Source organism: Brevundimonas sp., from assembly GCF_031412435.1.
Classification (GTDB): domain Bacteria; phylum Pseudomonadota; class Alphaproteobacteria; order Caulobacterales; family Caulobacteraceae; genus Brevundimonas.
In genome coordinates this window covers 1-21,970 of the sequence record NZ_JANODA010000083.1, presented here as the reverse complement: position 1 = coordinate 21,970, position 21,970 = coordinate 1, and the positions used below count along the sequence as shown (strand labels likewise).

Genomic DNA, 21,970 nt, shown 5'->3' with positions numbered 1-21,970 from the left:
TTGGGCGTCGATCTAGGGGGCCGCTTCGTTCGCCACCGCCCAAGGCAGTGCGGCATAGAGACTGCGGACCAGCGTGAACCGGTTTTCAAACGCGGGAAGGTCGGAGATTTCGAGCTTCAGGGTGTCCCAGTCCGCCTCTGCTCGCCGGACAACCTCAGGATCGTCCAGGGACGTCGCGTCGGGATAGATGCTGCGCGACGCGCATTTTTCCAGGAGCGTGCGATGGATCGTCTCCAGGTCCGCGCTCTGGAGGTCGTGGTGTTCGATCAGGAAGGCGATGTCGAACACATCCTGTCGACGGTATCGCTTGCGGATGGGCTGCTGCAGGAGCGCGCGAAGCTTTTCGGCGACGAGCTCGTGCAGGGTGAAGGCTCGCACCGCCACCCCGGCGCCAGTGAGCCTGAGATCCTGAGAGGCGTAGACCTTGTCCTTGAAGCTGATCTCGACGTCCAGAACGCGGGACGCCAGCCCCGCGTCAAGCCGCCCCTGTTCTGCCGTACCGCGGACCGCGGATGCGATCTTGATCCCGAGGGCGGGGAAGTCGTGCTCGGCAAAATTCTCTGGCCGCGGCATTTTTCGGACCGACTGCACACGGCACACAAGGTCCAGATACCCGAGCTTGAGCGCCGTTGGGGAGAGCAGGGCGTTCAGGTCATTCGAGAAGATATCCTCGAACCCTTCCGGATCGGCGTCGGCGGAAAAGTCCACATCCCCTGTCAGGCGAAGACTGTCGAATGCAAGTCCCATCAGGGTGCCGCCCTTCAGGACCAGGGCGTCACTGAGACGAGGGGCCATGCCGATCGCGGTCAGGACAATCTCTGTGACCTGCCGATCACGATAGGCGGCCGGGTTGGCGCGGGCCTCCTCGACCCAGGCGCGGATGTCGACATCGACGAAATCGACGGCCGAGCCGGCGACCGGCTTAACGTCAGACATTGAGGGAGATCATCCAGGTTTCCGAGAAAGTCGGAGCGTAGGGGGCCTCGGGATCCAGCTTTCGCGATCCGCCGCGCTGGGCGAAAGCTCTCCAGGCCTGGATGCGCGGATCGTCAATCTGCAGTCGTTCTTCCAGGATGTAGCCGGCGCGGACCTTGTCGATCTTCGACGAGGTGGCCTCGACGGCGGGTATGATTTCGTCGATGAACTGGCCGGCCGATCGGTCCCAGACATCGAGCGCGTGCCGCATGCCGCCGCACAGGTCCGGGTGGGTCAGCATATCGATAAAGGTCCGCCCGATACTGCTGATCCGCGTCCGCTCGCCACGCACCGCGACCGGCGTTGCGGGATGGCGCGTCTCGTGCGTGACGACCGGTCGCCGTCTCAGGGTCTCGCCGATGCCGAACCGGAGGAACAGGGCCTTCGCCTCCTCGTCCGCGCCTTCCAGGCCCATTTTCTCGTCCCGCATCGCATTCCACAACGCCCGGGCGGGACGCGTGAGGTGGAGCGCTTCGGGGCTGCGGTCGGTCAGTCCGTAGCGCTGCATCGCTGAGAGATGGGAGACGTAGCAGAACGGGTCGGCGATGCAGGCGATCTCTTCGGCCGATCCCGCCCGCGTCGACTGAACGATCCGCCAGACGCCCGAGTTGAAGTCCATATCCTGCGCGATGGCGCTCTTGTCGGTGAGGCGGCGCAGCAAGCTGCGCAGCCGCGAGACATCCCACTCCGTCGGGTTCCGTTTGATGGCTCGCCCATCCCACTCGCCCGCCGCCCGGATTGCGCGCGCACGCGCATAAAGATCATAGTCGGTGACAGCCGGTTGATCGTCCGCCAAGAGGGCGGCTTCGACAGCGTCGGTGAAAGATATCATCATGCTCGTATGGCCTTATGTCCTGAGGACATAAGGCCATACGAGCTGTAGGTCAATCTCGAATGTGTGTTCCCTATCCGTTCAAGGTGGATTTGACGACTAAGCAGGAGGGGCCTATGTCCTAAGGACATAGGCCCCTCCTGCTATAACAGGACAGAAGTCCGTCATACTGGTCCCCGCCCTCGCACGCGGCAGATGCTCGGTCCGATGTTCGGCCAGCCGATCCGTCGCTGCCAAGAACGGCGCCTGTCCCCCCGACCCGTCGCCCCCTTGTCCGTCTCGCATCCGAGGCGCGGAAAACAGGGCAACTGGCCGGCGTTTGCCAAAGCAGGGGCTTTGCCCTGCGTTGGGACGGCAGATGGCGGCCCATGTGACGCTTGGGGGGCGGCGTGAGGCCTGACATCTCGTAGTGGTCGGGAGCGTCTCGGCGCCTGACATCCCCATTCCCCTGGTCCTCACCGCTCCGTCAGCCGAACCCGTGAATCCACGTCTCCAGGTCCGACCAGTCGTTCTTGCCCGCGAGCTCCAGACCCACATTGGCCAGCAGATCCATGTGGGCCGGCGAGACCGCGCCGACCCGGCTGGCGGCCATGCACATGGTCATCACCGCCTGCTGGGTCCGCCCCTCGGCGCAGAGGCCGAGGGCCCGGCGCTTCGCCTTCTCCAGGTCCTCGGCGGCCAGGGTGGTGGGTTCGGGCTCGGGCGCGCGCGCTTCGAGCTGCACGCCGGTCAGATGCCCCGCCCACTTCACCAGGGCGTCCCGCTTCTCCGCGACATAGGTGTAGCGGTCATAGACGGCCGTGACCGCCGCGCCGTCCCTGGGCGTGTGCCCCAGGACCAGGCCGACGATGAAGCGGGTCACGCCATAGCGCCCGGTCAGGGTCGTCGCCCCGGTCCGGCGCACATCGTGCGGGGAGCGAAGCGGCAGTTTCCGGCGCTCGAAGATGCGCGAAAACGTCCGCGTGATCGCCTGTTCGTCGATGCACTGATCCGCGACGCGCGGGGAGGGGAAGACAAAGGGACTGGCGGGATCGAGCCCGAAAGCCTCGGCGAGCACCGCCAGAGCCTGGGGGCTCAGCGGAACGACGTGCTGGTGGTTCGCCTTGGCGCGTTCGGCCGGAATGACCCAGAGCCCGGCGTCCAGGTCGAACTCCGACTTCCGTGCGCCGGCCACCTCATTGCGGCGGGTCAGGGTGAGCATGAGGAACTGGATGGCGAGCGCCATCACGGGCTCCGGCCGGGCCGCCAGGCCGACGTTGAGGTAGCCCGGCGGTCGGGGGTGGGCCCCGTCCAGCGCGATCTCCCAGACGAGCTTGAGACCAGCTTCGTCGAGCAAGCGGTCGCGCGAGACCAGGGCCAGCGGGCGCGCCAGGCCGACCACGGGATTGGCGTCGAGCATCTCTTCCTGGACGCAATAGGCCATGACGCTGTGAAGGAGCCCGCCGATGGAGGCGGCGCTGGCGGCCGAGAGGCGCCGCTCGGTCACAAGCGAGCGCATGAAGGCCTTGACCTCGGCCCGCTTCAGATCGCGCGGCGCCATCGCGCCGAGGGAGGTCGAGATATGCCGCTTCCAGAGGTGTCGTTCGTTGGCGATCGTCCTGGGACGTTTGGGCCGCCTCCGGCCGCCGTGCAGGCCGAGGTCCGCCGCCGCCCAGTACATCTCTGCGACCTCGTCCAGCGTCTCCTGCGGCGGGGCCGGGACGAGAGCGGCGGCGCGCTCGGCGACGGGGTCTATGCCCTTTATGATGTCCAGCCTGAGCGCCGTCGCCATCTCCCGCGCATCGGCGAGAGAGACCGCCGGATAGTCGCCCAGGACAGTGCGTCGCCGGGGTCCGCCGCGCACGGCGAACCGGACCTCGAACTGGGTCAGACCCGACGGCCAGACCCTGACACTCAGCCCCCGCGCGCCGGAGACGCGACGCTCGTACCGGCGGTCGAGCGGCTTGAGACTCGCGAGCTGACGATCCGTGGTGATGACGTGACTGGGCATCGGGCGACGTCCTGAGCAAATCAGACGCCGCCAGCCTATCATTTAGGGGGGCAATAGGGGGGCAGTTGGTGCAAGATTCGCTGCAAACCCGTGCAAAGGGGTGAAACAGCCGATGCTATGAAAAACAACAACTTACTGCGACTTTGAAACGCAGAGAAAAGCAGAAAAACTGCATCTGGGGCCATTTACACCGAGAGGGTCGGCGGTTCGAACCCGTCGCCGCCTACCACCGGTCACAGAAAAGGCCGCCGGATCGCTCCGGCGGCCTTTGTCTTTGCATCGTCAAACCGACCAGGATTCACGACCAAGTCGACCAAGGTTTACGACCAACCTGGTCAACCTGATCAGAACCGGAAGCTGGCCCGAAGCAGCAGGGTGTAACGGACGTAGTCCTCGATCATTTCGGCATCGGCGCTGATCGAGATCTTGCCCAGGTCGTTGCCTACGCTGAGGTGGAAGCCCGCGATCGGGCCGCCGCCTTCGATCGAGTCCGGCGTCAGGGTGAACGCCGAGCCGCCCGAGGCGAAGCGGGCGATCGTCTCGCCCGGATCGACCGAGAAGTTCTGACGCCAGCCGAGGCGAACCTCGGGGCGGATCCAGCCGTTCTCGCCGAAGCCGTAGCCGATGTTCACGGCGGCGACGCCGGTGAACAGATGGCCGTCGCGGTCCTCGATCTCGAGGTTGAAGCCGTCTTCCAGCCCTTCCTCGACGTGGGCGTCCTCGCTCAGCGAGAAATACTCGGCAAAGACTTCGGGCCGGATGCTCAGGCGGCCGAAATTGCGCTCGTAAGAGGCGCCGCCGCCCAGCGACAGCGTGAAGCCGTTCCAGCTGGAGGTGTTGATGAGGTTGATGTTCTGGGTGACCAGCTGGCGCGTCGAATCGAAGCTGGCGTAGCCGCCCGCCGCGCGCGCCCAGGTGCTCCAGGCCTGGCCCTGTGCTCGCCAGTAGAGGCCCAGCTCGACCAGGTTGGCCGACAGGATTTCCTCGGCCTCGGCCTCGGGATCCTCGATATCGGACGAGGTGAAGGCCAGGGAGACGCCGACGGCGCCGAGGCCCGTTCCGCGCTCGATCCCGCCCGCGACGCCGAAGCCTTCCGAGCGGAAGCCGTAGGTGTCGGTCTTGTCCTTGTCGGCGTAGAAATTGATCTCCTGCAGCCAGGCGCTGGTCTCGCCCGGCTCGACCGTGGCATTGCGGCCGGTCAGGGCGCGGGTGACGGCGTCCACGCCCGAGGCCAGCGAGAGCAGTGGACCGCCCGAGTGGTCCGGCAGTAGCTGCTCGTAGAGGTCGATGAAGCCTTCACGGCCCGTCTGCGACAGGAAGGCGTCACGGAGCGCCGTGCTGGAGCTCAGGGCGCCATAGAAGGAATCGAAGATCTGGCCTTCGACGGCGATCAGGTTCGCCTCGGTCGCCGTGCGCCGGCGGGCGTCGATATAGACATCTCCGGCGGCCACATCGGACCCCGCGTTGACGACGTAGAGATACGGCGAGTTCGCCTGCACCGCCGTCTGGTCGATCGCGCCGATGGTCAGGGTATTGGCGTCGATGACGGTGAAGCGCTGAGGTCCGGTCAGCAGGGAGTTGAACCGCACGCCGAGGCCGGCTCCGCTGGCCAGGTTCGCCGCACCGTTGACGCGGAAGCCCGCGTTGGTAGTGGTCGCGGGATCGACAGTGACGATCAGATCGCCTGCCGCGCCCACATTCAGGCTGGTGACCGTGGTGCGGGTCAACTGGCGCGCATCCAGGGTCCCGTTGGTCACGTTGATGTCCAGACGGCCGTCGGAGTCGGTGATTGCGCCCTGGACGAGAGCGCCGCCGGAAACGTTGAGCCGGTCGGCGCCGGCCCCGAAGGAGATGGCTCCCGCAACCACGCCGTTCTCGAAGCTGGCCACATCATTGCCCGAGCCGAAACGAATGTCACCGATCAGGACCGGCTCGTTCGAATTGGTGACGCCATCACCGTCGGTGTCCGGATCCTCGGTCGTGGCGGTAGAGGTTTCGCCATACTGCCGCAGGGTCACGCCGGAGGTGTTGGCCGATACGTCGATGGCCGTAGTCGAGCCCGTGATGGGATTGTTGTCCCCGTCGGCGACAAGGGTGGCCTGGATGGATCCGGCGTTCTGAATCGAGGTGACGGTGCCCGACAGGTCGCGAATGGCTGTGACGGCCGAAACGCCCCCTCCGGAGGTGGCGAGGATCGAGCCATTGTTGAAGATCGTCGGAAGGTTTGCGCCCGCTGCGATGTCGATGGCGCGGGTCGGAGAGTTGGCGGCGGTCGAAGAAACCCCGGCGGTGATGACACTGACGTTGTCGAAGCGGGGCGTGGAAACGCCGGCGTTGATGGAGACGGCGGTGGCGCCCGCTCCACGGCCCAGGGCGGCGACCGAACCTTCGTTTCTGATTCCGCCCGCGATGGCGACCGTCTGGCCTCCGGCGACGCCGAAGCGCAGCCCGGTGGACGCGATGTTGTCGTAGACGCCGTCGGCGTTGACCGTGCCCCGATTGATGAAGCCGTAGGCGTTGGTTCCCGTGCCCGCCACGCCGAGGGTGATGCCACGCGTGGCCGACCCGACCGAAACCGCCGGTCCGCCGCCGAAGCTGTTGATGATCAGACTGCCTTCGGACGCGTCGGCGGTTCCATCGCCGTCTTCGTCGGTCGAGGCGGGGTTTGTCGCACTGTCCGTGACCAGGTCGGCCGGACGAACGTCCAGAATCACGCCACCGGCGACATTGCCGCCTATGACGACGGCGGAGCCGCCCTGAAGCAGGTCATCTGCGTCGAGCAGCGCCAGGGCTGTGTCGTTGGCCCGTTGCGTATAGCGATAGCCGGTAGCCGACATGTCGCCCTGAAGGGTCAGGCGACCGCCGACGTCGCCCTGGATATTGACGGCGCTGGCGCCGAGGCCCTGGGCGGAGACGGGACCACCCAGATTGACCGCGCCGGACACGTTGCCGGTCTGGGAATAGCCGATGGCGTTGTCGCCGAGGGCGCGCAGCGACCCGTAGGAGGTGACGTTGCCGGTCAGGCCGCGCTCGATCGATATGGCGCGAGAGTTCGCGCCTTCGACCACAACGGCGCCGGAGCTCTCCACCAGAATATTGCCGGTCAACGGCGTGGCGCCGGTAAGACGCAGGCCGTAGCGGTTGGCTCCAGCGGCGATCGGACCGTCCAGGTCGCCGTCGTTGTCAGTGTCCGGGTAGGTGTCGATGTTGTCGGTGACCGTGATGGTCCCGCCGATGATGATGTTCGCGGCCGTGGAGCCCGGGCCGACAAGGATCGCGGTCGATCCATCGGCCGAATTGGCCATGGTGATGTTGGTGCCGCTGTCCAGATCGATGTTGTTGTTCGAATCGACCGTGATCGCAGCGCCGGTGTTCACGGCGATGGAACCGCCGGTGCCGATGCGGATGTCGTCGCGCGCCGTACCGGTGGCGAGGGAGGTGACAATGGGTGTCGTCCGGGCGGTCGAAATCACGACCTCGGCATGCGCTCCTGCGGCCGTCATCAGAGGGGCAAGCGCCACCGCGGTCGCAAGCAGTCTACGCATTCGGAAATTCACCCCAAGTGGACACGCGCACGGGCGCCGGGCGCCTTCTAACAGGGGCGTCGCGACCTGTCTCAAGTTTCGCGAATTTGAGGCGAATGCAAGGCCGAAAGCGATGTGTCGGGCGACCGGAGGTCACTGAAAGCGTTGCGTTGCGGGCTGATAAGTGATATCACTTTTATATCGAAACGGAGGGGAAGATGACTGACCAACGCACGATCTCGCAGGAACGGCCCGCATCGACGACCAACGGCATTCTCATGTTGTTGGTCGGGATGGGCTTGATCATTCTGGGTCCCGTGGGCGTGGCGCAGGCTCCGGACACGGCGCTTTATGTCATCGGAGGCATCCTTCTCGCCGCTATCGGCCTGTTCCTGCTGTGCGGCCTCTACGCGCTGCAGCCGAACGAGGGCGCGGCCATCATGCTGTTCGGCTCCTATCGCGGCACGGACCGGACGACCGGCCTGCGCTGGGTCTTGCCTTGGTACACGAGGAAGAAGATTTCTCTCCGGGCCCGGAACGTCACCTCGGACAAGCTGAAGGTGAACGACAAGCGCGGCAGCCCCGTCGAAATCGCCGCGAATGTGGTCTGGCGCGTCGAGGATTCGGCCCAGGCCCTGTTCGACGTCGACGACTATCAGGCCTTCGTGAACATCCAGATCGACACGGGTCTGCGCGATATCGCCTCCCACTATGCCTATGACCACGGTGAGGAACAGGACGGCGTCGAACAGGAGCTGACCCTGCGCGCCGACGCCGAAGACGTGGCTGGACGGCTGCGGGACGAACTGGCCAACCGGGTTCGGGTGGCGGGCGTCGCCATCGACGAGGCGCGTCTGGCCCACCTGGCCTATGCGCCCGAGATCGCCGGGGCCATGCTGCGTCGCCAGCAGGCCGAGGCCATCCTGTCAGCCCGGCGCCTGATCGTGCGCGGCGCCGTCGGCATGGTCGAGAGCGCGCTCAAGGACCTGGGGGAGCGCGAAGTCGTGCAACTGGATGAGGATCGCAAGGCGGCCATGGTCTCCAACCTGCTGGTCGTGTTGTGCGCCGACCGCGAGGCCCAGCCCGTGGTCAACACCGGCACCCTCTACGGCTAGGCGTGGCCAGGGTCCGCAAACCCTTTCTGATGCGCGCCTCTGCGGGCGTGATGGCAGCGGTCGAACGGCTTGCGGCGGCGGAACTGCGCTCCGTCAACGCCCAGCTGGAGATTCTTCTGCGCGAGTCCCTGACCCGGCGGGGGATCACCCTTCCGCCGCCGGGCGATACAGACGATCAGGCTTGAGCTTCACCGTCGGCAGGTCTACGGGCGCAGAATGGCACGACCCAAATCGTCCGCACGCATCCCAAAGTCCCGGACGCGCGTTCAGCCGCAGCAGTCCCCGGAGCACGACCCCATGAGCATGACGGATCTCGACGTTTCCGAAGGTGAGTTGCGGCTCATTCCCGGCTGGGACGAAGAGGTCGCCGAGACGCTCAGGGTTCTGAAGGCTTCAACCCAGGATCCGCGCCCGCGCATGGTCGACACGACGATGCTGTATGCGCCCCGTTCGGGCGGGGTGAAGCGCTACCTCCTGTCCAAGAAGGCCTGGCTGGAGGCGAACCGGCCCGGCGTCGCCCACTCTCTTGTCGTGCCGGGCGCCCAGCACAAGGCCGGGCGCGACGGCATTATTCAGCTACATGCAACGAAATTGCCGTTCGGCGACGGCTATCGCTGGCCGAGCTCGGTCAGACGGTGGGGCGCGTGGGTCGCCTCGATGAAGCCCGCACTGATCGAGGCGGGCGACCCCTATACGCCCGGGCAGGGCGCGCTGGAGGCGGGCCAGAGGGCCGGCTGTCCCGTCGTCGGCTTCTGCCACTCCGATCCGGCGGGTCTCGCCGCGCTCCACTTCGGCGAATGGGCCAAGAAGCCGGTCGAGAAACGCTGGGCCCGGCTGTTCGGCCAGTTCGACCGCGTCATCTCGCCCAGCCGCTTCATCGCGCGGCGTCTGGAAGAGGCCGGCATCCGCGACATCGTGATCCGTCCCCTGGGCGTGGAGATCGACACCTTCCGTCCCGATCGCCGGGATCGCGAGTGGCTGCTGAAGAAGCTGGGCCTGCCCGCCAGCGCCCGCCTGCTGTGTTTCGCCGGTCGTCCGGCGCGCGAGAAGAACATCGATGTCCTGATCGAGGCGGTCCAGAAGCTGGGCGCACCCTATCATCTGGTCCTGGTCGGGGCCGGGCAGGGGATGCCCGCCGAGGATCGCGTCATCGCCCTGCCGTACGAGCGCGACCCGAAGGCCGTGGCCCGGATCATCGCCAGCTGCGACGCCTTCGTCCACGCCAACGACAAGGAGCCGTTCGGCCTGATCGTTCTGGAGGCCATGGCCTGCGGCCGCCCGGTCGTCGGCGTCAACGCCGGCGGCGTGGCCGAGACCGTCAACGACAGCGTGGGCCAGCTGGCCCGCAGCGCGGACCCCTCAGACTACGCCGAGGCCATCGAGGCCCTTTTCGCCCGCGACGTCGAAGCCATCGGCGCGGCGGCGCGGGTGCATACGGTCGAGACCTTCGCCTGGAACCGCGTGTTCGAAGGTCTGTGCATGACCTACGCCGAGGTCAGCGGACGGCCGGAGTTCGTGCAGCCGGGGGAAGAGCTGGCGGTTCACTGAGGGTGACGCCGGACCACTTTGACCGTGTTCACTAGATGCCGTGGCGCCGCAACTCGCCCAAGAGATTGTTTGGCAGCTGGGAAAACACAATCGTGGGCATCATTGCATCACGCAGCTTGGCCCTTCGCGCTCGGTCTTCCTTCTTACGGAAAGATCCACTCCCCACTACCGTAGTGGCTAGAATGTCGGCGTGATGCGCCTTCTCACCGTCGGGGGTATGGTAGATGCCATACCACCTTGCACCGCCATCGAGCGCTCGGACGAGGTCCACGGGGAAGATGGCGGCACCGATCAGCGTCTGTGGTTCTGCGGCCATGGCCAAGAGCGTATCTATCGTTAGAAGGATTTCTCCATCCGAAGCGCCTTGACGGATTAGGGATACGCCACTGGCTGTAGCCGCAGTGAGTTTTTGGGTGAGAATCTCGTCGTTCGCGTAGTGGCCGGGACTAGTCAGCACACGGGCTAGAAGTTCTCCATTTCCTACTTCACCGAAATCATCGCCGACGAGCGACCAAGCTTCACAGAAGCAGTCCGGATAGGCACCGTCCAACGCGGCGGCTTTTTCGTTGTGACTTGCGTCGAGCCACGCCGTTCGACAGCCTAGGCCGCTCAAGCGCCGGCCTTTGAGAAGACCTTGCGGAGGGTCTCCTGAAGGTGCGGGGGCAACGTTGTGCCCGGCATTTCCAAGTCAACTTCGGCCTCGGGTTCGTCGCCGGGCAAATCCAAGACGAACTCTAGTGACTCTGGTCCCACCACAGATATCTCGCCTTCACCGCCCTCGTATTTAAGCAACAAGAGCGGCTGTCCCTTGGCATCCAGCATGGCTGTCGGCACCAAGGGGTAGGTGTTCAAATGCCCCAGTATGATCGAGGCCAAATTCAGCGCGTCAGAACTAGGAGCGGGAGCACCTTCTGCATCCCAGTTCGATCCCCAGCCTTGAAATGTTCGTAGGCGTTGGAGCGCTCGGACACTAGCGTTCGGTTGGTCCGCAACGTGCGGGGCATAAATCGCGGGCACGCATAAGTGTGTGTGCCAGTAGTGAGTGCCACCGGTCGCGACGTCGAAAGAAGCCGTATCCACGCGCGAGCGCACGAGCGCTTTGACAATCTTAGCGAGCGCTTTGGCCTGAGCGTCAGAGCCGCCCTCGTTCGGTTCCGGATTTGTTACCTTGTTCATGGGTTTAGCGAGATGGCCTGCGTCGCGGCTGGTGTCAGGGCCAGCGCCAAGGTCTTTTTGAGAGTTTGGTGAGACGCCTCGAATGAGGATGCGATCACTGACCAATCGGGGGCCTCGGCCTCTGGCTCGAGGGGACGCTCTACGCAGCGAGTTAGCATCCGGAGAGTTCTCACGCCTGGATCCCCTCGGGTCGCAACGTCGATGTTGACGTTTACTACCCTCTTCAGCGGAGGCTCGCGATCCTCATACCAGCCTGAATTGCAGTGCCAATCATCCGTCGCTCGGAAGGCTGCCGCGGCAATCAAAGGGGAATGCTGATCTACGACTTCGCGAACGTCAGGTCTTTCGACGCCATCTTTACCGAGGAACACGTCGGTGTATTCATTTGCGGCGTGGACGAGCGTCGTGTTTTCCGCGAGCGTCCGATAGGCAGGTTGAAGGAGCGCCAGCGCTCTGTCGCGGAACGGAGCCCAGCGAATGTAGGCATAGTCGTAAAACGTCGCGCCATCGCGAGTGACCTCGAAGCGCTCGGCCACGCTGCCATCTTCATTGCGTCGCACGACTGCGACCCCGCGGGATGGGCCGGGGTTTAGTCCGAGAGCCAGCAGCTCCGGAGGAAGCACAGAGTCGAGATTTGAGACATCGACGAGACCGAGTTCACCAGCTATCGCCAACACTGAATGCTGGAGCCTTCTAAGCGCAACGTCGCCCAAATCGTCCTTGAACAGGATCGACAGCGAAGCCTGGCTAATGGCGTGCGTGTCCTGAGTGGGCTTCCAATCGGTAAGCAAAGAGTCTGCCTTCAAGGAACGAATCTGGTCGAGCACTGAGATAGGATCATCGCACCGTGTGAGCGAGTCCGCCACCTCCACCAACGTAGGCGGGTGGGCGGAGTTTGTAGCGCACCAATCGATAGGAACCTATCTTCGGGTCAGATCCTCCCGTTCGCCTGGCAGTTGCTCGCCATTTGACGCGCCTTCGCGCCGTCCACGAGCTCCGAATGGCGGATGTCCGGGAATTTGCACCTGTCTCGGGGAAGGCGTTGCGGACGATCCCCGTGTCTGATGATATCTCTGAAGGCGGGGCGCGCGCCACTTTCTGCAATCACAGAAAGTGGCGCGAGTGACGGGACTCGAACCCGCGACCTCCGGCGTGACAGGCCGGCACTCTAACCAACTGAGCTACACCCGCGTTTCTCGCTGCGGCGTTTCCGTCGCGGCGAGGGGCGTCGTTTAGGCGGGGGGTCGGTCCGGTGTCAAGCGACCTTTCGGGCCATTGCGACAGTTTTCTGCGCGCGCCTCCCGTCGCAGAACAGAGGCTTCCCAAGGCGCGGTTTGTGCGAACCGTTCGCAAGAAAAATCCTTTCGCCGCTTGGGTTTGAACCGTCGCCGGGTTGGGTCTAGAAAGCGCCGAATCCGCCGCCCTCCCTCGCGGCGTGGACCTGTCCAATGAACGCATTTCTTCTTCAGTATCTGCCGATCGTGATCTTCATCGGCATCGCCACGATCATCGGGGTCGGCTTCATGGTCGCCTCCTGGGCGATGGCGCCGTCGAACCCCGACTCCGAGAAGCTCTCGGCCTATGAGTGCGGCTTCAACGCCTTCGACGACGCACGGATGAAGTTCGACGTGCGGTTCTATCTCGTGTCGATCCTGTTCATCATCTTCGACCTGGAAGTGGCCTTCCTGTTCCCCTGGGCCGTGTCGATCTTCGACCTGACCCGGGGCGGCATGATCTTCGCCTTCTGGTCGATGATGGCCTTCCTGGGCGTCCTGACCGTCGGCTTCATCTACGAATGGAAGAAGGGCGCGCTGGAATGGCAGTAGTTTCCCCCACCGGCCTGATCGCCCCCTCTTCGCCGCTGCCGACCGCCTTCGGTCAGGGCGCGCGTTCGACGGTCCAGGGCTATGACCCCAAACTGCACGACAAGTTCTTCGAGGCGGTCAACACCGAGATCGCCGAGCAGGGCTTCCTGACCGCGTCGCTGGACGACGTCATCAACTGGGCCCGCACGGGGTCGCTGATGTGGATGACCTTCGGTCTGGCCTGCTGCGCCGTGGAGATGATCCAGGCCTCGATGCCCCGCTATGATCTGGAGCGCTTCGGCATGGCCCCGCGCGCCAGCCCGCGTCAGTCGGACCTGATGATCGTCGCCGGCACCCTGACCAACAAGATGGCCCCGGCGCTCCGTAAAGTGTACGACCAGATGCCGGACCCGCGATACGTGTTGTCGATGGGTTCGTGCGCCAACGGCGGCGGATATTATCACTATAGTTACAGTGTCGTCCGTGGCTGCGACCGCATTGTACCTGTTGATGCTTACGTTCCGGGTTGCCCGCCGACGGCGGAAGCTCTGGTTTACGGCCTGCTGCAGCTGCAGAAGAAGATCCGTCGGACGGGGACGATCGAGCGATGACCGATCAGACCGTGACGGGTTACGACAACGCGCCGTTCGCCCACGGCCATCTGGCCTCTGTGGCGCGCAACACCCAGGCGCTGACGCCCCTGGGCCAGGAGATGGTCGCCGAGCTGCAGGTCGATGCGACCCTGGCCTATGGTGAGCTGACGATCGCCTGTCACCGCGACCGGATCGTCGAGGTCCTGACCGCGCTGCGCGACCGCTTCGGCTTCCAGCAGCTGCTGGACGTCTGCGGCGTGGACTATCCGGATCGGGCCGAGCGGTTCGATGTGGTCTATCACCTGATCTCGCTGACGCGGAACGCGCGCATCCGGGTGAAGGTCACGACCGACGAGGCCCAGCCCGTCCCCAGCGTGATCGAGGTCTATCCGTCGGCCGGCTGGTTCGAGCGCGAGGCGTTCGACATGTACGGCGTGATGTTCTCGAACCATCCGGACCTGCGTCGGCTCCTGACGGACTACGGCTTCCAGGGACATCCGCTGCGCAAGGATTTCCCGATGACCGGCTATGTCGAGGTCCGCTACGACGAGGAGCAGAAGCGGGTGGTCTATGAACCCGTCAAGCTGACGCAGGAATACCGCAACTTCGACTTCCTCTCTCCCTGGGAAGGCGCCGAGTATCCGGCCCCGGTCCTGCCGGGCGACGAGAAGGCCGTCGGCTCGGCCGGAACGCCTTCGGGAGGCAAGGCCTGATGGCTGACGGACACCCCATTGCGAACGCGACCCCCGACCGCGCCGACCTCGACGTCGTGACCGACGACCTGGGCCACATCGCTTTCGATGACGGCCGGACCGCGCATGCGCGCGAGATGGACGACCGCAAGTTCACCATCAACTTCGGTCCGCAACACCCGGCCGCGCACGGGGTGCTGCGTCTGGTGCTGGAGCTGGACGGCGAGGTCGTCGAGCGCGTCGATCCGCACATCGGCCTGCTCCATCGCGGCACCGAAAAGCTGATGGAGGCCCGCACCTACCTCCAGAACGTGCCCTATCTGGACCGGCTAGACTACGTCGCGCCGATGAACCAGGAGCACGCCTTCTGCCTGGCCATCGAACGCCTGCTCGAGATCGAGGTCCCGTACCGCGCCCAGCTGATCCGGGTCCTGTACTCGGAAATCGGCCGTATTCTGTCGCACCTGCTGAACGTGACGACCCAGGCCCTGGACGTCGGCGCCCTCACGCCCCCGCTGTGGGGCTTCGAGGAGCGCGAAAAGCTCATGGTCTTCTATGAGCGGGCCTGCGGCGCGAGGCTTCACGCCAACTATTTCCGGCCCGGCGGCGTCCACCAGGACCTGCCGATGGCCCTCATCGATGACATCGGCCGCTGGTGCGCCGAGTTCCCGAAGGCCCTGCAGGACATCGAGAATCTCGTCACCGAGAACCGCATCTACAAGCAGCGCAACGTCGACATCGGCATCGTGTCGAAGGAACAGGCCCTGCAGTGGGGCTTCACCGGCGTCATGCTGCGCGGTTCCGACGTCGCCTGGGACCTGCGCAAGTCGCAGCCCTACGAATGCTACGCCGAGTTGGAGTTCGACATCGTCGTCGGCAAGAACGGTGACTGCTGGGACCGCTACCTCGTGCGCATCGAGGAGATGAAGCAGTCGGTGCACATCATGGAACAGTGCATCCACAAGCTCCGGAACTGCCCGGGCGATCCGGTCATGGTCGAGGACAACAAGATCGTCCCGCCGAAGCGGGGCGAGATGAAGCGGTCGATGGAAGCCCTGATCCATCACTTCAAGCTCTACACGGAAGGCTTCCGCACCCCGGCCGGCGAGGTCTATGCCGCCGTTGAGGCGCCCAAGGGCGAGTTCGGCATCTATCTGGTGTCCGACGGGACCAACAAACCCTACCGCGTGAAGATCTCGGCCCCCGGCTTCCGTCACCTGCAGGCGATGGACTGGATGAACCGCGGCCACATGCTGGCCGACGTCTCCGCCATCCTGGGCTCGCTCGACATCGTCTTCGGCGAGGTTGATCGCTAGTGACCGAGCTGTTCGCCGACATCACCCTGGGGACGGTCATCGTCATCGGCTTGCTGATGTTCGGCGGCGTGATCTTCGTCGCCAACATGAACGATCCCCGGAATGCCATGCATCCTGGCGGTCGCAAGGGCCGGATGCTGGATGAGCTGCTCGTCGTCGGCCCGCTCGCGCCGCTGCTGGTGATGATCACCGTGGGCGGTTTCCTTCCGGACCTTCGGGATGCTGCCTGGTGGTTCCCGATCCTCCTCGGATTGTCGGTCATCGGCTTTGCCGCCAGCTTCCTGCTCCCGTCCGTCCGCCGCGCCCGCAAGCGGGTCGAAGCCCTTCAGAAGAAGGCCTTCTCATGAGCAACACCCCTCTCAGCGACCTCGTCCGCCAAGGCTGGGCCGTGGTGTCCTACTCGGTGACCGACAGCGGCGGCGAGACCTGGCAGCACAACGTGCTGCTGGCCCGGCAGGGTCAGCATCGCATTCTTACCCTGCGCAAGAAGATGATCGGCGACGGCGTCGTCGCCTCGGAAATGGACGTCTGATGTCGGTTCGCCGCCTCGCCAAGGAACAGCCCGCCTCGTTCGCCTTCTCGAAGGAGACGATGAAGAAGGTGGAGTGGTGGATCGCCAAATATCCGGCGGATCGCGCGCGCTCGGCCGTGATCCCTATGCTGTGGCTGGTCCAGAAGCAGGAAGGCTGGATCTCCGAGCCCGCCATCCGCGCGGTCGCCGAGCTGCTGGGCATGCCGGTGATCCGGGTGCTGGAGGTGGCGACCTTCTACACCATGTTCATGCTGGAGCCGGTGGGCGAGGTGGCGCTCGTGCAGGTGTGCGGCACGACGCCCTGCCAGACGCGCGGGTCCGAGGCCTTGATGGCGGTCTGCAAAAGGAAGCTCGGGCCGCAGAACCATCGCTCCGCCGACGGCAAGTTCTATTGGCAGGAAGTTGAGTGCCTGGGGGCGTGTGCGAATGCTCCGATGGCGGCGATCAATGACTATTACTACGAGGACCTGACGCCGGAGAGTTTCGAGGCGCTGCTGGATGATTTTGCTGCGGGCAAGAAACCTAGGCCCGGCTCGGCCATCGGCCGTCAGGGCTCGGCGCCGGAGGGCGGGCCCACGACCTTGACGGACGTGGCGCTGTTCGACGGCTCGCTGGGTCAGCCGGTCACGGTGCCGAATCTCCCGACGACGGTGGGGGCATGAGGGCGGTGATCGATACCTCGCGCCTTTCCTTTCCCACGCAGTGGGAGAGGGGGACCGCCCGCCGAAGAGCGGGGGGTGGAGAGGGCAGGCTTCAAACGCGGCGCTTGGGACTGACTGAAAACAAGTTGGTAGATGGGGCCTTCCCTCTCCACCACGCCCTCTGCGGGGCGCGGTCCCCCTCTCCCGCTTTGCGGGAAAGGAAGGGCGTATGACGCCCGAACTCCTTGCCCAGAAAAAGCGTATGACCATCATGGCGGTGATCAACATCGTCAGCGTGGTGATCGCGCTGGCGGCCGTCGCCATCCACTTCCAGTACGCGCTGGACGGGGCGTTGTTCGTGTTTGTGGGCGCGCTGCTGGTGGGCTTTGGGACGCAGATCTGGTTTATCGCCGGCTTTCGCCGGAAGGGAGTTTAGGCGTGGCGGGTATCCTGGCCGACAAGGATCGCATCTTTCTGAACCTCTATGGCCAGCGTGACTGGGGCCTTGAGGGCGCGAAGGCGCGCGGCGCGTGGAACGGCACGGCGGACATCGTGGCCCAGACCCCGGAGTGGATCTGCGACCAGATGAAGGCGTCGGGCCTGCGCGGGCGCGGCGGGGCGGGCTTTGCGACCGGCCTGAAGTGGACCTTCATGCCCAAGGTCCTGAGCGAGCGGCCGCACTATCTGCTGGTCAACGCCGACGAGAGCGAGCCCGGCGCCTGCAAGGACCGCGACATCCTGCGCAATGACCCGCACCTGCTGATCGAAGGCTGCGTCATCGCCTGCAAGGCCATGCGGTCGCACCAGGCCTACATCTATATCCGCGGCGAATATGTGCATGAGCGCGAGCGCCTCACCGCCGCGATCAAGCAGGCCTATGACGCCAAGCTGATCGGCAAGGGCAGCGTCCTAGGCTACGATGTGGACGTCGGCCTGCAGCATGGCGGCGGCGCCTACATCTGCGGCGACGAGACCGCGCTGATGGAAAGCTTCGAGGGCAAGAAGGGCCAGCCGCGCCTGAAGCCGCCGTTCCCGGCGGGCGCCGGCATCTATGGCTGCCCGACCACGGTGAACAACGTCGAGACCATCGCGGTGGTGGGCACGATCCTGCGGCGCGGAGGCGACTGGTTCGCGGGCTTTGGGACTGAGAAGTCCACGGGCACCAAGCTGTTTGCCGGCTCCGGCCACCTGAACAAACCCTGCGTGGTCGAAGACGCGGTCGGCATCAGCGTCAAGCAACTGATCGAGGACCATTTCGGCGGCGTGCGCGGCGGCTGGAGCAACCTCAAGGCCGTGATCCCCGGCGGCATCTCGGTGCGGATGATCCCGGCTGAGGAGGCCGAGGTCGCGCTGATGACATATGAGGACCTGCAGGCGCGGGGTTCGGGGCTGGGCACCGGCACCATGATCGTCTTCGACAAGGACGCGGACCTGGTAAAGGCCATCGCGCGGGCCAGCTATTTACAAGCACGAGAGCTGCGGCCAGTGCACGCCGTGCCGCGAGGGCACTGGCTGGATGTGGCGGGTGATGGAGCGGATGGTCACCGGCGAGGCCGAGATGTCCGAGATCGACCTGCTGCTCGACGTGGCGTCCCAGGTCGAAGGGCACACGATCTGCGGGCTGGGCGACGCGGCTGCCTGGCCGATCCAGGGCCTGTTCCGCCACTTCCGCCCCGAGGTCGAAGACCGCATCACTCAGTACCGAGCGCGCAAGGGCAGCTATGCCGGCGCTGCGATCGCGGCGGAGTAAGGGCGGATGAGCGAGCCCGAAAGCCTTGTCCTGCGCTACCTGCGGCAGATCGATCAAAAGGTCGATCGGCTTGTGGAAGACATGCGGGACATGAAGGTGCGCATGTCGTCCATGGAGCAGAACATGACGGTCGTGCAGCGTCGCCTAGATCGTTTCGACGACAGGTTTGACCGAATTGAGCGGCGGCTGGAGCTCCAGAACACGCCCCCCGGAGTTCGCGAATAATGCCTATCGCCAAGGTCGACGGGGTCGAGGTTGAGTTCGAAGCCGGCATGAACGTGCTGCAAGTGGCTGAACTCGCGGGGAAAGAAATTCCGCGCTTCTGCTACCATGAGCGCCTCAGCATCGCGGGCAACTGCCGCATGTGCCTGGTCGAGGTGAAGCCCGGGCCGCCGAAGCCGCAGGCGTCATGCGCGCTGCCTGCCGCCGAGGGCCAGGAGATTTTCACCGACACGCCGATGGTGCGCAAGGCGCGCCACGGGGTGATGGAATTCCTGCTGATCAACCACCCGCTGGACTGCCCGATCTGCGACCAGGGCGGCGAGTGCGATCTGCAGGACCAGGCCATGGGCTATGGCCGGGACGACAGCCGTTACGCCGACAACAAGCGCGCGGTCGAAGAGAAATACATGGGGCCGTTGATCAAGACGGTCATGACGCGATGCATCCAGTGCACCCGCTGCGTCCGCTTCATTACCGAAGTGGCCGGCGTGCCGGACATCGGCCTGATAAGTCGCGGCGAAGACGTTGAAATCACGACCTATCTGGACAAGGCCGTGATGTCGGAACTGTCGGCCAATATCATTGATCTGTGCCCGGTGGGCGCGCTGACGTCGAAGCCCTATGCATTCAACGCCCGGCCCTGGGAACTGAAGAAGACCGAGAGCATCGACGTGATGGACGCGCTGGGCTGCGCGATCCGGGTGGATGCGCGTGGAGCCGCCGTGTTGCGGGTGCTGCCGCGCACCAATGAGGCGATCAACGAAGAGTGGATCTCCGACAAGACACGCTATGCGGTCGATGGCCTGGCGCGGCAAAGGCTGGATCAGCCCTACCTGCGCGTCGGCGGCAAGCTCAAGCCCGCCAGTTGGGTCGAAGCGCTGGATGCGGTGGCAGCGAGGCTAAAGGCCGCCAGCCCTGACCGGATTGGCGTGATCGCCGGCGACCTGCAGGACGCCGAATCCATGAAGGCCGCCTTAGACCTGTTCGGTGGTATGGGCGTCACCAGCCTGGATTGTCGTCAGGACGGGATGGCGCTGGGCGGCGGTCAGCGGGAAAGCTGGTTGTTGAACTCATCCATACAAGGCCTTGAAGACGCTGATGTAATACTACTGGTCGGGACCAATCCACGCCTTGAAGCGCCGGTGCTGAACGCGCGCCTGCGCAAGCGCTGGATGGCTGGCGCGCTGAAGGTCGGCGTGATCGGAGAGGCCTGCGATCTCACCTATGACTACGAACTTCTGGGCGCCGGTCCGGCGGCGCTGGGCGCGCTGGCCAAATCCAGGGGTGAATTCCTCAAGGCCCTGAAGGCCGCCAAGGCGCCGGCGATCATCGTGGGCGCGGGCGCATTGGGCCGTGCTGACGGGGCCGCCGTGCTGCAAGCCGCCGCCGGTGTCGCCAAGACCTTCAACATGACGTGGAACGTGCTGCATACGGCGGCCAGCCGGGTCGGTGGCCTGGACCTGGGCTTCGTGCCGGGCGAGGCCGGCCGGACGGCGGCCCAACTGGCGTCCAGGGGCGGGGCGGATGTCCTGGTGCTACTGGGCGCCGACGAGATCGATGTCTCGCAGTCCGACGCCTTCGTGGTCTACCTTGGCACCCACGGCGACGCGGGTGCGCACCGCGCCGACGTGATCTTGCCCGGCGCCGCCTACACCGAGAAGAACGGCATCTATGTGAATACCGAGGGCCGGGTGCAGCTGGGTGTCCGCGCTGTGTTCCCCAAGGGCGAGGCCAAGGAAGACTGGGCGATCCTGCGGGCGTTGAGCGAACGCCTGGGCGCCACGCTGCCCTACGACACCCTTGATCAACTGCGGACGAAACTGTTCGTCGACCACCCGACCTTCGGCCGCATCGACTATGTGCCGGATGCGCCGGCGGCTGTGGACCTGGGCGTGCTGGGCGCCAAAGGACCCTTGTCTGATGCGCCGCTGATGAGCGGCCTGAAAAGTTTCTACCTGTCCAACCCCATCGCCCGTGCCAGCGTGACCATGGCCGAATGCGCCGCACTGGCTTCCGGCGCGGCGAAGATGGCGGCGGAGTAGGGGGATGGATTTCTGGACCACTCCCGTCGGCTGGACCCTGATCACCGTTGGTCACATCCTGTTGATCACGGTCATTCTGCTGCTGACCATCGCCTTCGTGATCTACGGCGACCGCAAGATCTTTGCCGGAGTCCAGGCGCGCAAGGGGCCTAATGTGGTGGGGCCGTTCGGCCTGCTGCAATCCTTCGCCGACCTGGGCAAGTTCCTGGTGAAGGAGCTGATTATTCCGGCCGGCGCTGACAAACCGATCTTCCTGCTCGCGCCCCTGATCAGCGTGACGCTGGCGCTCGGCGCCTGGGCGGTGATGCCGATCGCGCCCGGCTGGGCGGTGTCTGACATCAACGTGGGCATCCTCTATCTGTTCGCCGTGTCGTCCATGGGCGTCTACGGGATCATCATGGGCGGCTGGGCATCGAACTCGAAGTATCCGTTCCTGGGGGCGCTGCGGTCCGCCGCGCAGATGGTCAGCTACGAGGTCTCGATCGGCTTCGTGATCATCACTGTGATCCTGCTGGCCGGCACCATGAACCTGAACCAGATCACCGAGGCCCAGGCCGGGGGCTTTTGGAACTGGTACATGTTCGGCGGCGGTCTGGCCGACCTGCCGCTGATCCTGATCATGTTCCCGATGGGGGTGATCTTCTTCATCTCGGGGCTGGCGGAAACCAACCGGCCGCCCTTCGACTTGCCCGAGGCGGAATCGGAACTGGTGGCGGGCTACGCCGTGGAATACGGCTCGACTCCCTACATGCTGTTCTACCTGGCCGAGACCTCGAACATCGTGCTGATGAGCGGGCTGATGGCGGTGCTGTTCCTGGGCGGCTGGAACGCGCCCTGGCCCGCCGACTATCTGGCCACCTGGCCGGCTTGGCTGGCCAGCCTGCATGGTCTGTTCTTCTTCGCGGTGAAGACCTTCTTCGTGTTCTTCATGAACGCCATGGTCCGCGCCATCGTGCCCCGCTACCGCTACGACCAGCTGATGCGCCTGGGATGGAAGGTGTTCCTGCCCACCTCGCTGGTGGCCGTGGCCTTGGTGGCGGGCTGGCAGGTCTACACGGGGTTCGGCGCATGATGCGGACCGCGATCCTTATGGCCGCATTTTTGGCCCTGAGCGCCTGCGCCAGCAGCGTCGGCAATGGGCGCAGCAGCGGCGTGGCCACTTACGATGATCTCAAGGCTGCGCAGCGGAAATGCGCGGGCGAGGGTGGCGAGATGAA

At 65.0% G+C, this 21,970-nt stretch carries 21 protein-coding genes, 1 tRNA gene and 1 pseudogene; 15 read left to right on the top strand and 8 right to left on the bottom strand.

The genetic code is table 11. From position 1 onward, the window contains the following. Nucleotides 1-12 precede the first annotated feature (12 nt). The 4 genes from RMO01_RS16365 to RMO01_RS16350 form a co-directional block, all read right to left on the bottom strand. Nucleotides 13-936 carry a nucleotidyl transferase AbiEii/AbiGii toxin family protein gene (locus RMO01_RS16365; RefSeq protein ID WP_309630131.1) on the bottom strand — a complete coding sequence of 308 codons (924 nt, stop codon included), beginning with the start codon at nucleotides 934-936 and terminating at the stop codon, nucleotides 13-15. Continuing rightward, the gene (locus RMO01_RS16360) at nucleotides 929-1,810 is read right to left on the bottom strand and encodes a hypothetical protein (RefSeq protein ID WP_309630130.1); all 882 of its coding nucleotides are present in this window, start codon (nucleotides 1,808-1,810) and stop codon (nucleotides 929-931) included. Before RMO01_RS16360 ends, RMO01_RS16365 begins: the two co-directional genes overlap by 8 nt. 463 nt (nucleotides 1,811-2,273) lie before the next feature. Continuing rightward, on the bottom strand, nucleotides 2,274-3,797 hold the full coding sequence (locus RMO01_RS16355; RefSeq protein WP_309630129.1) for an integrase arm-type DNA-binding domain-containing protein: 1,524 nt from the start codon (nucleotides 3,795-3,797) through the stop codon (nucleotides 2,274-2,276). A 344-nt stretch (nucleotides 3,798-4,141) separates the two neighbouring features. Beyond that, nucleotides 4,142-7,342: an autotransporter domain-containing protein gene (locus RMO01_RS16350; protein WP_309630128.1), complete on the bottom strand. Its 3,201-nt coding sequence runs from the start codon at nucleotides 7,340-7,342 to the stop codon at nucleotides 4,142-4,144. Nucleotides 7,343-7,539: 197 nt separating this feature from the next. Here RMO01_RS16350 and RMO01_RS16345 point away from each other — a divergent pair, with 197 nt between their 5' ends. From RMO01_RS16345 to RMO01_RS16335, 3 genes are all read left to right on the top strand, one after another. Then, nucleotides 7,540-8,436 carry an SPFH domain-containing protein gene (locus RMO01_RS16345; RefSeq protein WP_309630127.1) on the top strand — a complete coding sequence of 299 codons (897 nt, stop codon included), beginning with the start codon at nucleotides 7,540-7,542 and terminating at the stop codon, nucleotides 8,434-8,436. Nucleotides 8,437-8,465: 29 nt separating this feature from the next. Beyond that, entirely contained in the window at nucleotides 8,466-8,621 is a 156-nt protein-coding gene (locus tag RMO01_RS16340) for a hypothetical protein (protein ID WP_309630126.1), read from the top strand. 112 nt (nucleotides 8,622-8,733) lie between these two features. Then, nucleotides 8,734-9,984, top strand: a complete 1,251-nt coding sequence (locus RMO01_RS16335; RefSeq protein ID WP_309630125.1) for a glycosyltransferase — start codon at nucleotides 8,734-8,736, stop codon at nucleotides 9,982-9,984. 31 nt (nucleotides 9,985-10,015) lie between these two features. On the opposite strand, the gene RMO01_RS16330 is transcribed toward RMO01_RS16335, so the two are convergent. The 4 genes from RMO01_RS16330 to RMO01_RS16315 form a co-directional block, all read right to left on the bottom strand. Beyond that, nucleotides 10,016-10,534 (bottom strand): hypothetical protein, encoded by a 519-nt coding sequence (locus RMO01_RS16330; protein WP_309630124.1) that lies wholly within the window; start codon nucleotides 10,532-10,534, stop codon nucleotides 10,016-10,018. A 59-nt stretch (nucleotides 10,535-10,593) separates the two neighbouring features. After that, on the bottom strand, nucleotides 10,594-11,160 hold the full coding sequence (locus RMO01_RS16325; protein WP_309630123.1) for a hypothetical protein: 567 nt from the start codon (nucleotides 11,158-11,160) through the stop codon (nucleotides 10,594-10,596). After that, nucleotides 11,157-11,987, bottom strand: a complete 831-nt coding sequence (locus RMO01_RS16320; protein WP_309630122.1) for a hypothetical protein — start codon at nucleotides 11,985-11,987, stop codon at nucleotides 11,157-11,159. The genes RMO01_RS16325 and RMO01_RS16320 overlap by 4 nt, the downstream gene beginning before the upstream one ends. A gap of 287 nt (nucleotides 11,988-12,274) precedes the next feature. Then, a tRNA-Asp gene (locus RMO01_RS16315) sits at nucleotides 12,275-12,351 on the bottom strand. A gap of 257 nt (nucleotides 12,352-12,608) precedes the next feature. Between RMO01_RS16315 and RMO01_RS16310 the strand changes: the two genes are divergently transcribed. From RMO01_RS16310 to nuoH, 12 genes and pseudogenes are all read left to right on the top strand, one after another. Continuing rightward, nucleotides 12,609-12,986: an NADH-quinone oxidoreductase subunit A gene (locus RMO01_RS16310; protein WP_309630121.1), complete on the top strand. Its 378-nt coding sequence runs from the start codon at nucleotides 12,609-12,611 to the stop codon at nucleotides 12,984-12,986. Further along, nucleotides 12,956-13,576 (top strand): NADH-quinone oxidoreductase subunit B family protein, encoded by a 621-nt coding sequence (locus RMO01_RS16305; protein ID WP_309630120.1) that lies wholly within the window; start codon nucleotides 12,956-12,958, stop codon nucleotides 13,574-13,576. Before RMO01_RS16310 ends, RMO01_RS16305 begins: the two co-directional genes overlap by 31 nt. Next, nucleotides 13,573-14,271 (top strand): NADH-quinone oxidoreductase subunit C, encoded by a 699-nt coding sequence (locus RMO01_RS16300; RefSeq protein WP_309630119.1) that lies wholly within the window; start codon nucleotides 13,573-13,575, stop codon nucleotides 14,269-14,271. The genes RMO01_RS16305 and RMO01_RS16300 overlap by 4 nt, the downstream gene beginning before the upstream one ends. Before the next feature lie 116 nt (nucleotides 14,272-14,387). After that, nucleotides 14,388-15,566, top strand: coding sequence for an NADH-quinone oxidoreductase subunit D (locus tag RMO01_RS16295; RefSeq protein WP_309630186.1), 1,179 nt, complete (start codon nucleotides 14,388-14,390; stop codon nucleotides 15,564-15,566). Further along, on the top strand, nucleotides 15,566-15,913 hold the full coding sequence (locus tag RMO01_RS16290; RefSeq protein WP_309630118.1) for a hypothetical protein: 348 nt from the start codon (nucleotides 15,566-15,568) through the stop codon (nucleotides 15,911-15,913). Before RMO01_RS16295 ends, RMO01_RS16290 begins: the two co-directional genes overlap by 1 nt. Further along, entirely contained in the window at nucleotides 15,910-16,098 is a 189-nt protein-coding gene (locus RMO01_RS16285; protein ID WP_309630117.1) for a hypothetical protein, read from the top strand. The genes RMO01_RS16290 and RMO01_RS16285 overlap by 4 nt, the downstream gene beginning before the upstream one ends. Continuing rightward, nucleotides 16,098-16,760, top strand: a complete 663-nt coding sequence (gene nuoE / locus RMO01_RS16280) for an NADH-quinone oxidoreductase subunit NuoE (protein WP_309630116.1) — start codon at nucleotides 16,098-16,100, stop codon at nucleotides 16,758-16,760. The genes RMO01_RS16285 and nuoE overlap by 1 nt, the downstream gene beginning before the upstream one ends. Nucleotides 16,761-16,968: 208 nt before the next feature. Further along, a complete protein-coding gene (locus RMO01_RS16275; protein WP_309630115.1) occupies nucleotides 16,969-17,175 on the top strand; it encodes a hypothetical protein in 207 nt (68 codons plus the stop codon). Nucleotides 17,176-17,177: 2 nt separating this feature from the next. Then, nucleotides 17,178-18,489: pseudogene (gene nuoF / locus RMO01_RS16270) on the top strand (NADH-quinone oxidoreductase subunit NuoF). Nucleotides 18,490-18,495: 6 nt separating this feature from the next. Continuing rightward, nucleotides 18,496-18,714 carry a hypothetical protein gene (locus RMO01_RS16265; protein WP_309630114.1) on the top strand — a complete coding sequence of 73 codons (219 nt, stop codon included), beginning with the start codon at nucleotides 18,496-18,498 and terminating at the stop codon, nucleotides 18,712-18,714. Further along, a complete protein-coding gene (nuoG, locus tag RMO01_RS16260; protein ID WP_309630113.1) occupies nucleotides 18,714-20,753 on the top strand; it encodes an NADH-quinone oxidoreductase subunit NuoG in 2,040 nt (679 codons plus the stop codon). Before RMO01_RS16265 ends, nuoG begins: the two co-directional genes overlap by 1 nt. A gap of 4 nt (nucleotides 20,754-20,757) precedes the next feature. Continuing rightward, a complete protein-coding gene (gene nuoH, locus RMO01_RS16255; RefSeq protein WP_309630112.1) occupies nucleotides 20,758-21,825 on the top strand; it encodes an NADH-quinone oxidoreductase subunit NuoH in 1,068 nt (355 codons plus the stop codon). The last annotated feature ends 145 nt before the right edge of the window (nucleotides 21,826-21,970 follow it).

Coding starts and splice junctions, on each gene's coding strand:
- RMO01_RS16365 (WP_309630131.1), bottom strand. CDS start 936: ATGTCTGACGTTAAGCCGGTCGCCGGCTCGGCCGTCGATTTCGTCGAT.
- RMO01_RS16360 (WP_309630130.1), bottom strand. CDS start 1,810: ATGATGATATCTTTCACCGACGCTGTCGAAGCCGCCCTCTTGGCGGAC.
- RMO01_RS16355 (WP_309630129.1), bottom strand. CDS start 3,797: ATGCCCAGTCACGTCATCACCACGGATCGTCAGCTCGCGAGTCTCAAG.
- RMO01_RS16350 (WP_309630128.1), bottom strand. CDS start 7,342: ATGCGTAGACTGCTTGCGACCGCGGTGGCGCTTGCCCCTCTGATGACG.
- RMO01_RS16345 (WP_309630127.1), top strand. CDS start 7,540: ATGACTGACCAACGCACGATCTCGCAGGAACGGCCCGCATCGACGACC.
- RMO01_RS16340 (WP_309630126.1), top strand. CDS start 8,466: ATGCGCGCCTCTGCGGGCGTGATGGCAGCGGTCGAACGGCTTGCGGCG.
- RMO01_RS16335 (WP_309630125.1), top strand. CDS start 8,734: ATGAGCATGACGGATCTCGACGTTTCCGAAGGTGAGTTGCGGCTCATT.
- RMO01_RS16325 (WP_309630123.1), bottom strand. CDS start 11,160: ATGAACAAGGTAACAAATCCGGAACCGAACGAGGGCGGCTCTGACGCT.
- RMO01_RS16310 (WP_309630121.1), top strand. CDS start 12,609: ATGAACGCATTTCTTCTTCAGTATCTGCCGATCGTGATCTTCATCGGC.
- RMO01_RS16305 (WP_309630120.1), top strand. CDS start 12,956: ATGGAAGAAGGGCGCGCTGGAATGGCAGTAGTTTCCCCCACCGGCCTG.
- RMO01_RS16300 (WP_309630119.1), top strand. CDS start 13,573: ATGACCGATCAGACCGTGACGGGTTACGACAACGCGCCGTTCGCCCAC.
- RMO01_RS16295 (WP_309630186.1), top strand. CDS start 14,388: ATGGACGACCGCAAGTTCACCATCAACTTCGGTCCGCAACACCCGGCC.
- RMO01_RS16285 (WP_309630117.1), top strand. CDS start 15,910: ATGAGCAACACCCCTCTCAGCGACCTCGTCCGCCAAGGCTGGGCCGTG.
- nuoE (WP_309630116.1), top strand. CDS start 16,098: ATGTCGGTTCGCCGCCTCGCCAAGGAACAGCCCGCCTCGTTCGCCTTC.
- RMO01_RS16275 (WP_309630115.1), top strand. CDS start 16,969: ATGACGCCCGAACTCCTTGCCCAGAAAAAGCGTATGACCATCATGGCG.
- RMO01_RS16265 (WP_309630114.1), top strand. CDS start 18,496: ATGAGCGAGCCCGAAAGCCTTGTCCTGCGCTACCTGCGGCAGATCGAT.
- nuoG (WP_309630113.1), top strand. CDS start 18,714: ATGCCTATCGCCAAGGTCGACGGGGTCGAGGTTGAGTTCGAAGCCGGC.
- nuoH (WP_309630112.1), top strand. CDS start 20,758: ATGGATTTCTGGACCACTCCCGTCGGCTGGACCCTGATCACCGTTGGT.